We start from the raw sequence: 13,658 nt of genomic DNA, 5'->3' as shown, positions 1-13,658 counted from the left end.
TTATGACTCCTGTCTCAATAATTTCAAAGTTTCCAACTCCGGCTTCCCGTAAGAATGCAGCCAATTCCAAACCAATAGAGTCAGCAATCCTTCACTAATAGCTAGGGGTACTTGAGTGATAGCAAAGATGCCAGCAAACTTGAGAAACGAAGCCATAAAACCGCCACTTGCTGCCGGAAAAGCTAATGCTAATTGAATCGAAGTCGTTACATAAGTCAGCAAATCTGCCAAAGCCGCCGCACAAAAAATTGCCGCCCGCTGGCTACCCGTTCGCAACAGCAATTGATAGATAAAATAGGCAGCGAAAGGCCCGACAATCGCCATCGAAAACATATTCGCTCCCAGCGTTGTCAAGCCACCATGCGCTAACAGTAACGTTTGAAACAACAAAACTAAAGCCCCCAGTACCGCCATCACCGAAGGGCCGAACAATATTGCGCCCAAACCTGTACCCGTCGGGTGAGAACAACTGCCCGTTACCGAGGGAATTTTTAAAGCAGAAAGCACAAAAGTAAACGCACCCGCTAAAGCAAGCAATAGTTTAAGTTCCGGGTGTTCTTTTGTAATGCGAGTAATCGATCGCAAACCTACTGCAAAAAAAGGCAACGCCACCATCCACCAAAATGCAGCCCATTGCACCGGCAAAAAACCTTCCGAAATGTGCATAGCTGCGGCGGGCGTTGCCGAACCCAGGACAATATAACAACTCAAGCCAGCCATCAATCCCAAGCTGACCAATTTCCGATTTCTGGTCTTCACGCTGAACCTCGCAGATGAGACTATTTGACACTCCGGGCGCCTTCAGGCGCGAGGATTCTTGGATAAATCAGTCGATTTGCTCCTTGATGCTGCCATCAAAGAGTAGAGATCGTTCTGTCCCCCAGCGTTAATTCCGGTGTGCCCCACCGTATTTAAATTGAAACTAATTCCTGCTTCCTTCAACCCTTTCGCCAAAATGTTTTTTGCGGCGTTATGGTCGCGATCTAACACCGTCCCACAACCACAAATATGGGTTCTCGTTGACAGGGTTTTCTTAACAGCATTGCCACAAGTTGAACAATTTTGTGAGGTGTACTGAGGTGCTACAGAAATTATAGTTTTACCGTACACTTTCCCAAAATATTCCAACCATTGAGCAAACTGTGACCACGCCGCGTCGCTAATTGATTTAGCAAGCTTGTGATTTTTGACCATGTTCATCACCTGAAGGTTTTCGTAAGCCACAAAATCGCTAGATTTTATCGCGCACAACGCCGTCTTTATGGCGAAGTCTTTACGCTGCCTGCTGACCTTCAGGTGTTTTCTTCCTAACTTATTAATCGCTTTTTTCCGATTGCTAGAACCTTTCTTTTTTCGAGTAACTCGTTTTTGCAATCTTTTCAAAGCTTTTTCGCTTTTACGGAGATACCGAGGATTAGGAACCGTTTCGCCATTGCTATCAGTATAGAAATGGTTTAGCCCTACATCTATTCCAATGGCTTTGCCAGTTGGAATAAGTTCCTCTTTGCGTTCAACATTTATGCAAAACTGGGCGAAATATCCGTCGGCACGACGCACAACTCTAATTCGTTTAATCTCGTCGGGCGCGTAGAAATGCAAATCTCGACTACCAATTAACTTAAATTTTCCAGCAGTAAAACCGTCCTTAAATGTCAAGCATCTTTTCTCGGCCGAAAGTGACCAACCCGATTGCTTGTATTCGACAGAACGAGTGTGTTTTTTGTATTGTGGGTAGCCCTTTTTCCCTGGTGTTTTAGCTTTGCAATTAGCAAAGAAACGCTGGATAGCAAAAATGGCACGCTCCGCCGAAGCTTGACGTGCCGTCGAGTTAAGTTTGCCTGCCCATTCAAACTCCTTAGCCATAATGGCACACTGTTTGTACAGGTCAACCAGCTTAACCCCTTGATTCTCTGTCCAGTATCTAAGAGTTTTGTTTCTGACAAATTGAGCCGTCCGAATCATCTCGTCAATGATCCGATATTGCTCTGCTTTGCCTTTCAACTTGAACTCTAGTATTATCATGGCAACAGTCTATTACTTTTACAAAAACTTTTACTTGCAAAATCTGCATATTTAACAATTGTTTACACATTGCCTAAATTAAAGCCGTCCTAGAAGGACAGGGCTTTCGACCCCATTTTTCGGTAAACTAACACATCGGCGGGCATCCTGACTCAGAAAGCGACATGACTCTCATTACAGTTGCGGGACAGCGCCGGACTTGCACCGAACTTTCCCCCTTTCCTCTAACGGCTGCTCCCCATTAGAACCGACTGGTTAGACATAGTTTAGTCGATCGCGTAAATCTCAGCAAATATTTTACAAAAATTACTTCAGATTAACTAAGTCAAAATTACCTATCATCTTCTCTTCTCTTCCTTCGCGTCTTCGCGGTTCGTTCAATAAATACTATTGCCAAACAAATCAAAGGTATAATGTTAGTGAGTTTTGAGGAAAGCCGCCATGTTAGATTACAAATTTCCGAGGCACTGGCCCTCAGCCGATGAACTACCAGACTCAGATGAAACGCCTGTGGATAACGAACTGCAAGAATTAATACCAGGGTTGTTAAAAGCAATATTGCTCATACTTTGGGCAGAACGGATGGACTGGTTTTTTGGCATAGATATGGGTATTTATCATCACCCTGACGAACCGCCCATTGTCCCAGATGCTTTCTTGAGTTTAGGTGTAGAAAGGTTTTATGATGAAGAATTGCGTCCCAGTTACGTGCTGTGGGATGAAAATGTTATGCCTACTTTTGTGCTAGAAGTTGTTTCCCCAACTTATCGCAAGGAATACAGCACAAAATTGGAGACTTATCAAGCTTTAGGCGTACTTTATTACGTCATTTATTCTTCCCGCCGCCGTCGTAAACCTCATTTGGAAGTACACAAGTTAGTCAATGGGAAGTACGAGTTACAGTCAGGACATCCAGTTTGGATGCCTGAAATTGGTTTGGGGATTGGTTGTGAAAGGGGAAGTTATTCTGGGGTGACAAGGGAGTGGTTGTATTGGTATGATGCCGATGGAAAACGTTATCTGACTCCTGAAGAACAGGTGAAAGAATCAGCGCAGCGCGCCCAACAGGAATCGCAGCGCGCCGATCGATTGGCCCAACGTTCCGATCGACTAGCTCAGCGATTGCGGGAGTTGGGGATAGATCCTGATAATCTCACCTGATGGCAATCAAGAGTACCAGACTGACCGACTCTAGACGCTCAGAAAGCGGGTTTTTCAACCGAGAGCGATCGTCCTCAACGGAGGATTTTTGGGAAAAAACCCAGTTGCTGCGTCCAGGAATGTGTGAATATTTATCAAAACAATCAGGAAAGATGGAGCTAGATTTGGGAAAAACAGAGAGTTTGACGGCAAACATTGAAATTTAGCTCGAAAACATGAAAATCAGGAGAGGTTATTAAAAACGTTCCTAACCTGGCAGTGGTCAGTCCGTGTTCTGGATTTGAAGGGTTTGCCTGTTCTGCCCGCAGAATTGTTGAATTCAACGCTGCTGTTGGTCAAGGTGTGGGTATCGCTGCGGTTAATGCCATTCTAAATAACAAAAATATGGCCGATGTATCTAACCGAGAAGTGAGACAAGTTCTCGCCCAAACAGGCCAGTTACCTAAAATTTTTGGAGTTGCAAATAATGGTGATGGAATGCTATTGGCGCAATTTGAGAATCTTGTCAGTTCAGATGCTATTGCGTAATCTCAATTTCAATAAACAATGCAATAGTAGGTTGGGCAGGTGGAACAAACTCAAGCCAAAAGTTTTTAGCAAGAAATGAGTGAAATTGGTATTAATATTATTTCCCATGGAAGGACAACAATCACGTTGGTTTGTAGTGAGGACTTTAATCCTCATAAAATTCTGAGCACTTCCGTCGTCACTACAAACCTATAACGGTGATTTTACCGGAAATTATATAATAGCTCGATCGCCTGCACCGAATTATTTTGCTGCGCCGCACTCATCTGTTAAACAACTTTTCAACTTGAGACTTCGCTTGATTTTTCCAGCTTGGTTTCTCGCACAAACAAGAAAAGCGGGAAAGCACAGGAAAACGAAACCAGGAAACCCAGAAGTATGTACAGCCCTACAAAACTTATATCCCATCGTTTTGACTCAGCGTACATCCAAGTGCTTCCTGCTACAGTTGCGATAAACAAATCTAAACTTACCGATTTCGCAGCAAGATTAGCCGAACTCTCGCTTACAAAGTCGAGCAAGCCAGCATTGCTAAAAAACTGCAAGTTATAGTACCAAGGCAGCACAAGCCCCAGAATTGCTAGGATGAGATAAATGATTCGCTTAACGCTCATAATTACCTTACCTGTTCTTTAATCAACTGTATTAGCCTACTCGTTAACAACCAATCCTTACTTCTTCTGCGGGCAGTTCGGATGAATGCCCCCCTGCAAACAAATGTAAGCAATTTGACTTTTATCTAAATTCTTAGCTTCCGCAAAATCAACTCCTAGGAATCGACCGGATTTACTACCAGTCGGATTTTGAATAAATTGATCCGAAGCTGTTTTCCCCAGAAACACAGCGCCTTTAAAATCCGCTCCCGCTAAATTCGCGCCCCTAAAATCAACCGAACTCACCTCCGCATTCCGAAAATTCGCATCTTGCAACCGAGCATCTTTTAAATTCACGTTAGCGAGTTTAGTCGAAGTCAAATTGGCATTTTGTAAGTTGGCGCCGCTCAAATCAGCACCAGACAAATCAGCACCTTGCCATTCCGATTTAGACAAATTTGTCAAGGACAACTGAGCGCCTTGAGCCTTCACTTTTGCCAAACGCGCACCTGACAAATCCGCTCCTGACAAATTCGCGCTTCCTATATCTGCTCCGGTAAAACTTGCATTTTTTAACAGTGCTTCCTGCAAATTCGCTCCAATTAAAATAGCACTGCTGAAATTAGCTGAATTTAAATTGCCGTTTGACAAATTAGCTTTGTTCATGACAGCGCGCACAAAAGTAGTGCGGTTCATTACAGCACTGTTCAAAGACGCCCCGGTCAAATTTACTCCTTCCAAATTAGCGCCGCTCAAGTCAGAAATCCAATCGTCAAAGGTAGCCGGACGCCTGTCTTCGCCGGTGCCGTAAAAGCGAGCTCCCTGCAAGCTGGCATTGGTTAAATTGGCATTTCTCAACTTAATTCCCGACAAGTCAACTTTGTTTAAAACTAAAGTAAACTGAGACGGGCCGGCAGGACTTTGAGCTAAATCCGTGCGGCTCAGATCCACGCCGTTGAGTTGGCTGCTATACACTGTGAGAATTTTGCCGATCGCCCTTTGTACTGTTCGCTGGCGGGCGGCCGCTAACTCGCGTTCCGGGGCCTTGCCGCCAAACCGCAGGGAATCGAGATCGTTGCTGAGGGCCTGATTCAACCGCTGCAACTCAGGCAAAGCTTTCGGCCCGCTACTGACTAAAGCTTGCTGGATCGCGTCCAGCATGGCGCGGTTGTCTTCTTGAGCTAGCAAATCCGCTAGCAGGGGTACGGCGCGGGAGTCTTCCACGGCCCCCAAAGCCAAAATAGCCGATCGCCTGCCCGATGCCCCGCTAGCCGATGTGGGAGACAATTTGCTAACTAAAGCCACAAATAATTCGTCGTTCCGCTGCCGGGAATCCCGCAAATTTGCTTGACTTTGAGTGTAGATGAGAGTGCCGACAAACAAAGTTAAAATCAATCCCGCGCTGCCGATGATAACTATCACTAAAGTTGTGCCTGGGTGTTGGCGCATCCAATTCCACAAACTGGCATTTGTTTTCAGCCCGCTTTGTGGAGTCACAACCAAAGCCGCAATCTGCGCGTCTTCCTCAGTCCAATCTGGACTCTTGACAGGATTGTCAGACTGTTGATTCGATCGAGCGTTGACGACCAAAGTATTGGCGAGGCGATCGTGTCCAGATTGCCGTTTGTAGCGCCATGCAAAAGCGCCGTCTGCGAGCACTGCCAAGCCGCTCAGCCCCCCTAAAATCAGCAAATCAGGAAACGCACCAGTCAAGCGCCAAATGCCGTAAGCGACGCCCAGAGGCACTCCCCAGCGCCCCAAACTTTCGCGAATTAGCACTTGTCCAAAACCCGGAGGAGTACCCGACGCTGTGACAACTTTGACGCCGAACCAGCGTTTGGGGATAGTTTGACCGGTTCTGGCGAGCAAAAACAGTTGCCACCCCGCTAAAACTGCCGGTGCCAGCAGCGCCCCTGACCAGAATAGATTAGTTAGGGGTGCGACTCTGGGGCTGCGATCGCGCACGGGTATGCCCAAAGTACGGGCGACGGTTTCGGATGCTGCTGCTATGGAGGAATTGAGTGGTACGGTTTGAGATTCCTTGTTGACCAATGCCCCGATACTGAAGGGAACGAGGGCGCTGGCCGCAATTAACGAAATTTCCACGGCCCAAGCGCCGCACCTGCGAACCAGCAGTGGCATTTGCTTGGATTGTGTTTGCCAAGACGGATCGGGTTGATTGAGCCCGCTGGGCGCGGTGGGGTTAGCCATATTTAGAAATTCCTATTATTTGTCGTTAGTATTTGAGGACTGGGGGGAAATTGCCAATTTATACGCTATGTAGATTAGCACTCCCAGAACGGCAAGAGTCATCAGCGCCGAAATTAGCTGTACGATGCTATTGAAGACTGTCAGGATAATTATCGCTCCGACGGCAAAGGCTGCTACCTGTCCCGGTTTAGGGAGTCTTTGAAACTTGTCGAGTAATTGATTGTATAAGGTTCCGACGGCTTGATACCGGTCTGAATTTTGTGTGATGAGTGGCGATCGTTCTACTTTAGCTTTTAGTTCTCCGATCGCTTGCTGCCAATTGAAGTTATTTTGAGGATTCATAAAAAAATTCGGAAGTTAGTTTAGATTAAGGTGTTTGGAACCGCCATTATCCCCTACCGTCAAAGAACTAGAACCAAATGCCATTGTGTGAGGAAACATGAAGATCAATTATCCGGGCGATCGCGGCAAACTGTGGTTTAGCTCGATCGTGACCCTAGCCTTGGCAATGATTTTAGCGGATGCCGGTGCCCTTCGGAGCCAACCGCTACAAATTGCTCCGGGATTTCCCGAACCGCTGGGAGTTTCTGGAGTTTCCGGCGGCCCGAACAATAGCGGCGACTGCGGTTTTGTGTCCCAAGCACCCAACCACGTCATCGAAGTAACGCAGGATTTGCCTTACTGGCGGATTGCAGTACAAACCGCTGGAGCTCCGAGTTTGATGATTCAGGGGCCGAGGGGGCGTTTCTGTGTGCTGCCGGCGAATGCTGCTGCGGGGAATGTAGAATTTTCTGGTTATGGGGACAAGGGGACTTATGTTATTTTTGTGGGCGATCGATCTCAAGCTCAACACCCTTACTCTCTGTCTATTTCTCAGAAGCGAAACTAAAGTTATACCAATACTGAAAAGTCATGCAAGGTCTGAGTGAATTTATCAACAAGGCGATGCAAGAGTGGAAAATACCCGGGCTGGCGATCGCAATCGTTAAAGATAGCCAAATAATTTTTTGTGAAGGCTTTGGAAAGCGAGATGTAGAACAAAATTTAATTGTTACACCGCAAACTCTCTTTGCGATCGGTTCTTGTACGAAACCTTTTACCACAATGGCGATGGGTATTTTGGCAGACCGCGGCAAATTAGACTGGGATCGACCTGTCAGAAATTATCTGCCCACTTTTAAACTTTATGACTTCTATGCAACCGAACGTATGACACCCCGCGACCTCGTGACTCATCGGTCTGGCTTACCCCGTCACGATGCTATGTGGTATAAAAGTCCCTTCACCCGTAAAGAAATATTCGATCGCTTACAATATCTCGAACCCACTCACGAATTGCGTACTGTTTTTCAGTATCAAAGTTTGATGTACATGACCGCTGGCTACTTGGTTGGTGAAATTGCAGAGAGTAGCTGGGAAGAATTTGTGCAACAGGAAATTTTTAATCCTTTAGAAATGAGAGATAGTAATTTCTCTGTAGAGACATCCCAACAAGCTGATGATTTTGCACTTCCTTATCAAGAAAAATCCGACAAAGTTGAGAGATTACCCTTTTGTAATGTCGATGTTAGCGGCCCAGCCGGTTCGATAAATTCCAACGTTGCTGATATGGCTAAGTGGCTTTTACTCCATCTCGATCGGGGTAAGTATGGCGAGAAACAAATTATCTCGCCAAGTAATCTGAGCGAGATGCACGCTCCACAAATCGCGATCGGTCAACCGCTGGAATATAATGAACTTTTTTATTATTTTTATGGTTTGGGATGGGGTATTACCTCTTACCGAGGTCATAATTTAATTCAGCATGGCGGTAATATTGATGGATTTTCTGCACTGACAACTTTGCTGCCTCAAGACAATATTGGTATAGTAGTTCTGACTAATATGGCTCTAAACTCAGTACCAGATACTGTGACTTATTATATATGCGATCGCTGGCTCGGTCTAGACGAAGCTCCTTGGAATCAACGAATGAAGGAAAAATATGCTCAAAGCAAAGAATCTACTGCAAAAGCCAAAGAGCAAATAGCCGTTGACTCTCGTAAAACAGGAACCCAGCCTTCTCATCCTCTAGAAGATTACACAGGTTATTTTGAGCATCCAGCATACGGAATCTTATCAATTGAAATTAATGACGAGCGTTTGACAGCAACTCATAATTCAATTATTTATAAATTAGAACATTACCACTATGACATTTTTGTTGAATCTGAGTTGTGCGATCGACCAGAACTTATATCTTTCTTAACTGATACCAAAGGCAATATTGCTAGCCTTAGCTTTCCCCTAGAACCGACTGTGAAAGAGATTTTATTTACCCGGATGCCTGAGAGTAAATCTCATTAATTCGGGCAGCAGCGTAGAGGCACACCCCGAACAGAGCCCAATTTCTGATTTAATTAACCACCTCAAATGCTGCACACCTCCTCAGCCACAGCGGTCAAGTTTGTAGTGAGGACTTCAGTCCTCAAAGCCTGATTTGTTCTCTAACCCACTTACGAAACAATCTGAGAGTTTGACTTGTACCCGCCGTTTGACTTTGTTCGCAATATTGGGAAATAGCTTCAATAATTGGCAAATTGGGAAATGTTGGACTAATTGCAGATTCAACATATTTCCCATCTTGAAGCACATTAATCTGAAGCTTTTTATTTTCATAGCGCCAGATTTCAGGTACTCCCAAAGCTTCGTAAGCATCGAGTTGAGTTTTGGAAGTTATATCGACTTCAATTGCTAAGTCAGGCGGCGGATCGACAGTTAAGTCGATGCGCTTTTTGCCAATCATTAGAGCGTGATTCTGAATGTAAAAGCAGTTGTCAGGTTCAATTCCTTGTAACATACTTTTTCGTTTAAAAGTCGTCGAACCAAAACATTCTCGATCAATTTCAAGTTCTTCGAGTAATATTTTTACCATATCGCCAATGATTTCCTTATTGAATTCATGTTCTGGTAGTGGCATCCTAATCTCCAAAGTTCCTTGACTGTAAGCTATTCTAGAGCCACGGTGTTCTCCCAACTCTTCTAAAATTGCTTCAAATTCCTGCCAGTTGACATCATGGAACAGCACTCTATGTCCTGGGGGTACACTGATTTGCCTTAATTGCAGCGTTACCATTTCAACCTCCGATTTATTTAAGTTTATGATAACTTGTCTGTATCGGTAATTGGGCATTGTGAAACAGTCAGCTTTGTAGTGAGGACTTCAGTGATCGAAGCCTGATTTGTTCTCTAACCCACTTACGAAACAATCTGAGAGTTTGGCTTGTACCCACTGTTTGGCTTTGTTCGCAATATTGAGAAATAGCTTCAATAATTGGCAAATTGGGAAATGTTGGACTAATTGCAGATTCAACATATTTCCCATCTTCAAGCAAATTAATCATCAGCTTGTTATTTTCGTAACGCCAGATTTCAGGTACTCCCAGATCTTCGTAAGCGTCCAGTTGAGTTTTGGAAGTTAAATCGACTTCAATTGCTAAGTCAGGCGGCGGATCGACAGTTAAGTCGATCCGCTTTTTCCCAATCATTAGAGCATAATTCTGAATGTAAAAACATTCATCAGGCTCAATTCCTTGTAACATACTTTTTCGCTTGAAAGTCGTCGAACCAAATGGTTCAAAGTCGATTTCTAGTTCCTCAAACAGAATTTTCACTAAATAGCCAATAATGATTTTAGCTTTCTCATGTTCTGGTAGTGGCATCCTAATCTCCAAAGTTCCTTGACTGTAAGCTATTCTAGAGCCACGGTGTTCTCCCAACTCTTCTAAAATTGCTTCAAATTCCTGCCAGTTGACATCATGGAACAGCACTCTATGTCCTGGGGGTACACTGATTTGCCTTAATTGCAGCGTTACCATTTCAACCTCCGATTTCTTTAAGTTTATTATAACTGATACAATCTTTTAAGTTGAGGGGTGTACAGCGCCCCCTCAACTTAATTTACTGGTAACTATCGCCCAAAGTCGAGCTGTCTAATCTGCGTTTTTTTGCTGCTTGAAAAGTTCCTTAAACTTGCGCTGCTGCTCGTTGTGATCTACGATCGGAGAGGGATAATGAAGAAGTCGGCGTTCTAAAGGTGAAAGATTTCCTGTTAGCAAAACTTTAGTATCAACGCGGCGCAATTCGGGAACCCAGTGCCGAATATATTCCCCCTCCGGGTCGAATTTCTGAGCTTGACTCGCCGGATTAAATATTCGCAAAGGTTTCGGGTCCATGCCGCTTGATGCACTCCACTGCCAGCCGCCGTTATTAGCAGAAAGGTCGGCATCTATCAATTTTTGCATGAAGTATTTTTCACCCCACTGCCAGTTAATAATTAAATCTTTGGTAAGGAAACTGGCGACTATCATGCGGCAGCGATTGTGCATCCAACCTGTCTGATTTAACTGCCGCATTGCTGCATCGATAATAGGATAGCCTGTTTTGCCTTTACACCAAGCTTGAAAGAGCTTTTCATCGTTCTCCCAAGGAAAGTCTTTGAATGCTTGACGATAGGGGCCGTCTGCTAATTCTGGGAAGTTATACATGGCGTGTTGGTAAAATTCCCGCCACGCTATTTCCTGTTGCCAAGTGCGGATGCTTGTGCACGCTTCTTCGCTGCGGCAAGTGTCCATTACTATCTGGGTAGCTTGCCAAACTGTGCGGATGCCAATTGCACCAAATTTGAGGGCGGCGCTGAGTTGGGATGTGCCGTTAATGGCGGGGAAATTGCGCTGTTCTTGATATTGGTAAATTGCCCGATCGCAAAATTCTTCTAATTTTTTTTGCGCTGCATCTTCTCCGGGTTCTATTACTAATGGGTTTTCCCAAATAAATCCCAAACTCAAGGCTGTTGGCACTGTTTCCATTGCACCTGCTTGGTTGGCGATTGCTTGTTCTTCGGCGGTTAATCCGGTCATTAATTCCAGATAAGTTATCGGCAGTGTCTCTACTGGTTGGGCTTTGGGTTTACTGTTCCATTTTTTCCAAAATGGTGTATAAACTGTGTAGGGAGTCCCTGTACCGCTGCGAATTTCGTCCGGGGCGTGCAGGACTTGATCCCAGAAATTGTGAACTTGAATTCCTGCTTGTTGGAGGGCGTTTGATACGGACTGATCGCGCTGTTTTGCGTAGGGTTCTACATCCCAGTTCCAAAATACTGCTTGAGCATTTATAGCTGTTGCTAATCTCGGTATTCCTAGAATCGGGTCATCTTGAATTATCAGCAATTGGCTGCCTGCATCCCTGTAACGCGAGGAGAGTTTTTGCAAGCAGCCGATCATGTAGGTGACTCTAGCTGGCGCTACGTCATCCCGATTTATGATATTGCGATCGAGACAAAAAATTCCGACTACTTTCGGGCTTTGCTGGCGCGCTGCTGCCAGTCCGATGTTGTCAGAAATACGCAAGTCGCGGCGGTGCCAAAATAAAATTAGATTGGATATATCGGACATTCGATTTTAGATTTTAGATTTTAGATTTTAGATTTTACAGTCCTGGACACACGCGGGTTCAAAAACCCGGTTTCTAAGTTAAGATTTATCGGTGTTACGCACGATTTTTTTCAGAAACCGGGTTTTTTCCGTCAGTCCTATTTAAGTTAAAAATGGACGGGCTAAGAAAAAGCTAGAAATTGATTTTGAATCAATGGGTTCCCCAGCTAAGATAGCTTTTTCTAATTCTTCCGGGGTGAATAAAACTGTCTCCATGTCTTCGTCATCGTCTTGTGCTGGCGGCTTTTCCAGTTTTTCCAAATCTTGGGCTAAGAAAGCATAAATGATTTCGTCGGAATAACCGGGGGCGAGAAAAAATTGCCCTAATTTATGCCATTTTCCAGCGCGATATCCGGTTTCTTCTTCGATTTCGCGTTTGATAGTTTCGGCGGGATTTTCATTGATTTCTACCGTACCAGCGGGAAATTCTAAAATTCGCCCTTTTGTGGCAAAGCGATATTGGCGTACCAAGACGAGTTTACCTTCAGGTGTGACGGGAACTGCAAGTGCTCCGCCTGGGTGGCGAATACATTCCCACTCGCCTTCGGAACCGTTGGGAAGACGGAGGGTGGCTACGTCAAAGTTGAATTTGCGCCCTTGGTAAAATAGGCGTTGTTTGAGGAGTTGGGGTAGTTCTTGACCGATCGACATAAGCGACAAGCGAATAATGTTAGGGTGCACCGATTTAAGACATCATAGGCGATCTTATAGGATTTTAGATTTTAGATTTTAGATTTTAGATGGGGAATGACTGATAACTATTACAGTTTGGAGCTTACCTACGGTTGCATTTTTTGGGAAACTGGTACGATCCGTGAATTTTGCTCAATTGTTACAGTTGCAATTTTTGCACTCCAGAACAGTCTGCGGTTTGCAGCAGTTGGACGATCGCACTTTTCGTCACCGGATGCACCCAATCCGGGGCAATTTCTGCTAAAGGTACTAATACAAAAGCTCTTTCGGTCATCCGGGGATGAGGTAGAGTCAGTGTCGGAGTTTCTAGGATTAAATTGTCGTACAGCAACAAATCTAGGTCGAGGGTTCTTGGCCCCCATTTTTCTCGGCGAATTCGATTAAATTTTATTTCAATTTCTAATAAAGCTGCTAGCAATTGTTCGGGTTCTAGTGCCACTTCTAGGATGGCACAGGCGTTGATGTAATCGGGTTGCGGCGGGCCAACGGGGGCGGTTTGATACCAGCTTGAATGAGATTTTACTGCTATTCCTGGGGTGTTGTTGAGGGTTGCGATCGCGCTAGAGAGTGTGGCTAGGGAGTCGCCTAAGTTGCTACCGAGGGCGATCGCACATTTTGTTGATTTCATAAAGAGGGAAGAGGGAAGGCACGACACGGATTTTGACACGGATACACGGATTAATTATCGAGGGTTCCTTCTGATGTTGAAGGAAGAAGGAAGAAGATTAACGCGGGGGTTGGTTTATCGACATCCTTTGCTGCTGACAAGTATTTCGAGTAAAACTGAGATATTGCACCATTATCAATAACCATTCTATGGGCGGGCAGGATGCCCACTCCACAAGAAAAGGCACTTGTTGTGGAACAGGCCGGAAAGCCTGTTAAGCGGAAATATGGTGAGACAAAATATTATTTTAATTTAAGCTTAACAGTCTGTTAAATTTTATTAACTACCATTGACAAGTGTTAGTATTTTGTT

Annotated in this window: 15 protein-coding genes and 1 riboswitch; of the genes, 5 read left to right on the top strand and 10 right to left on the bottom strand. The window is 44.8% G+C overall.

The window, feature by feature from the left end; translation table 11 throughout:
• Entirely contained in the window at nucleotides 1-720 is a 720-nt protein-coding gene (locus QUB12_RS14535; protein ID WP_333047166.1) for an energy-coupling factor ABC transporter permease, read from the bottom strand.
• Nucleotides 721-801: 81 nt separating this feature from the next.
• A complete protein-coding gene (locus QUB12_RS14530) occupies nucleotides 802-2,022 on the bottom strand; it encodes a transposase (protein WP_333144527.1) in 1,221 nt (406 codons plus the stop codon).
• A 120-nt stretch (nucleotides 2,023-2,142) separates the two neighbouring features.
• Nucleotides 2,143-2,289: riboswitch (cobalamin riboswitch) on the bottom strand.
• 174 nt (nucleotides 2,290-2,463) lie between these two features.
• Here QUB12_RS14530 and QUB12_RS14525 point away from each other — a divergent pair.
• Genes QUB12_RS14525 through QUB12_RS14515 form a run of 3 tightly spaced genes read left to right on the top strand, consistent with a single transcriptional unit; the run spans nucleotide 2,464 to nucleotide 3,711 of the window.
• The gene (locus QUB12_RS14525; protein WP_333144528.1) at nucleotides 2,464-3,183 is read left to right on the top strand and encodes a Uma2 family endonuclease; all 720 of its coding nucleotides are present in this window, start codon (nucleotides 2,464-2,466) and stop codon (nucleotides 3,181-3,183) included.
• The gene (locus QUB12_RS14520) at nucleotides 3,183-3,389 is read left to right on the top strand and encodes a hypothetical protein (RefSeq protein ID WP_333307255.1); all 207 of its coding nucleotides are present in this window, start codon (nucleotides 3,183-3,185) and stop codon (nucleotides 3,387-3,389) included. The genes QUB12_RS14525 and QUB12_RS14520 overlap by 1 nt, the downstream gene beginning before the upstream one ends.
• 52 nt (nucleotides 3,390-3,441) lie before the next feature.
• Nucleotides 3,442-3,711, top strand: a complete 270-nt coding sequence (locus QUB12_RS14515; RefSeq protein WP_333144529.1) for a hypothetical protein — start codon at nucleotides 3,442-3,444, stop codon at nucleotides 3,709-3,711.
• A 281-nt stretch (nucleotides 3,712-3,992) separates the two neighbouring features.
• Here the strand turns inward: QUB12_RS14515 and QUB12_RS14510 are convergent, their stop codons facing one another.
• From QUB12_RS14510 to QUB12_RS14500, 3 genes are read right to left on the bottom strand one after another with little or no spacing between them, the layout of a single operon-like run.
• Nucleotides 3,993-4,325, bottom strand: coding sequence for a DUF2834 domain-containing protein (locus QUB12_RS14510; protein WP_333144530.1), 333 nt, complete (start codon nucleotides 4,323-4,325; stop codon nucleotides 3,993-3,995).
• A 57-nt stretch (nucleotides 4,326-4,382) separates the two neighbouring features.
• Nucleotides 4,383-6,515 (bottom strand): pentapeptide repeat-containing protein, encoded by a 2,133-nt coding sequence (locus QUB12_RS14505; protein WP_333307253.1) that lies wholly within the window; start codon nucleotides 6,513-6,515, stop codon nucleotides 4,383-4,385.
• Nucleotides 6,516-6,530: 15 nt separating this feature from the next.
• Nucleotides 6,531-6,857, bottom strand: coding sequence for a hypothetical protein (locus tag QUB12_RS14500; RefSeq protein ID WP_333307252.1), 327 nt, complete (start codon nucleotides 6,855-6,857; stop codon nucleotides 6,531-6,533).
• 97 nt (nucleotides 6,858-6,954) lie between these two features.
• On the opposite strand from QUB12_RS14500, the gene QUB12_RS14495 reads away from it, so the two are divergent.
• Nucleotides 6,955-7,404, top strand: coding sequence for a hypothetical protein (locus tag QUB12_RS14495; RefSeq protein WP_333144533.1), 450 nt, complete (start codon nucleotides 6,955-6,957; stop codon nucleotides 7,402-7,404).
• A 23-nt stretch (nucleotides 7,405-7,427) separates the two neighbouring features.
• A complete protein-coding gene (locus QUB12_RS14490) occupies nucleotides 7,428-8,861 on the top strand; it encodes a serine hydrolase (RefSeq protein WP_333144534.1) in 1,434 nt (477 codons plus the stop codon).
• A 121-nt stretch (nucleotides 8,862-8,982) separates the two neighbouring features.
• Here QUB12_RS14490 and QUB12_RS14485 read toward each other — a convergent pair whose 3' ends face one another.
• From QUB12_RS14485 to folK, 5 genes are all read right to left on the bottom strand, one after another.
• On the bottom strand, nucleotides 8,983-9,630 hold the full coding sequence (locus tag QUB12_RS14485) for a Uma2 family endonuclease (RefSeq protein ID WP_333144535.1): 648 nt from the start codon (nucleotides 9,628-9,630) through the stop codon (nucleotides 8,983-8,985).
• 67 nt (nucleotides 9,631-9,697) lie between these two features.
• A complete protein-coding gene (locus QUB12_RS14480) occupies nucleotides 9,698-10,372 on the bottom strand; it encodes a Uma2 family endonuclease (protein WP_333144536.1) in 675 nt (224 codons plus the stop codon).
• Nucleotides 10,373-10,486: 114 nt separating this feature from the next.
• Nucleotides 10,487-11,938, bottom strand: a complete 1,452-nt coding sequence (locus tag QUB12_RS14475; protein WP_333307279.1) for an FAD-binding domain-containing protein — start codon at nucleotides 11,936-11,938, stop codon at nucleotides 10,487-10,489.
• 150 nt (nucleotides 11,939-12,088) lie between these two features.
• A complete protein-coding gene (locus QUB12_RS14470; protein ID WP_333144554.1) occupies nucleotides 12,089-12,637 on the bottom strand; it encodes an NUDIX hydrolase in 549 nt (182 codons plus the stop codon).
• Nucleotides 12,638-12,818: 181 nt separating this feature from the next.
• Nucleotides 12,819-13,307, bottom strand: coding sequence for a 2-amino-4-hydroxy-6-hydroxymethyldihydropteridine diphosphokinase (gene folK / locus QUB12_RS14465; protein WP_333307248.1), 489 nt, complete (start codon nucleotides 13,305-13,307; stop codon nucleotides 12,819-12,821).
• Between the last annotated feature and the right edge of the window lie 351 nt (nucleotides 13,308-13,658).

This window comes from Microcoleus sp. B7-D4, from assembly GCF_036705125.1.
In the GTDB taxonomy this organism is placed as follows: Bacteria; Cyanobacteriota; Cyanobacteriia; order Cyanobacteriales; family Microcoleaceae; genus Microcoleus.
The sequence above is the reverse complement of the archived record's forward strand: the minus strand, read 5'-3'. Positions and strand labels throughout refer to the sequence as shown.

Bases quoted from the DNA above. Each gene is read 5' to 3' on its own strand.
- QUB12_RS14525 (WP_333144528.1), top strand. From the start codon at position 2,464: ATGTTAGATTACAAATTTCCGAGGCACTGGCCCTCAGCCGATGAACTA.
- QUB12_RS14485 (WP_333144535.1), bottom strand. From the start codon at position 9,630: ATGGTAACGCTGCAATTAAGGCAAATCAGTGTACCCCCAGGACATAGA.
- QUB12_RS14470 (WP_333144554.1), bottom strand. From the start codon at position 12,637: ATGTCGATCGGTCAAGAACTACCCCAACTCCTCAAACAACGCCTATTT.
- QUB12_RS14495 (WP_333144533.1), top strand. From the start codon at position 6,955: ATGAAGATCAATTATCCGGGCGATCGCGGCAAACTGTGGTTTAGCTCG.
- QUB12_RS14500 (WP_333307252.1), bottom strand. From the start codon at position 6,857: ATGAATCCTCAAAATAACTTCAATTGGCAGCAAGCGATCGGAGAACTA.
- QUB12_RS14510 (WP_333144530.1), bottom strand. From the start codon at position 4,325: ATGAGCGTTAAGCGAATCATTTATCTCATCCTAGCAATTCTGGGGCTT.
- QUB12_RS14535 (WP_333047166.1), bottom strand. From the start codon at position 720: ATGGCTGGCTTGAGTTGTTATATTGTCCTGGGTTCGGCAACGCCCGCC.
- QUB12_RS14490 (WP_333144534.1), top strand. From the start codon at position 7,428: ATGCAAGGTCTGAGTGAATTTATCAACAAGGCGATGCAAGAGTGGAAA.
- QUB12_RS14505 (WP_333307253.1), bottom strand. From the start codon at position 6,515: ATGGCTAACCCCACCGCGCCCAGCGGGCTCAATCAACCCGATCCGTCT.
- folK (WP_333307248.1), bottom strand. From the start codon at position 13,307: ATGAAATCAACAAAATGTGCGATCGCCCTCGGTAGCAACTTAGGCGAC.
- QUB12_RS14520 (WP_333307255.1), top strand. From the start codon at position 3,183: ATGGCAATCAAGAGTACCAGACTGACCGACTCTAGACGCTCAGAAAGC.
- QUB12_RS14480 (WP_333144536.1), bottom strand. From the start codon at position 10,372: ATGGTAACGCTGCAATTAAGGCAAATCAGTGTACCCCCAGGACATAGA.
- QUB12_RS14530 (WP_333144527.1), bottom strand. From the start codon at position 2,022: ATGATAATACTAGAGTTCAAGTTGAAAGGCAAAGCAGAGCAATATCGG.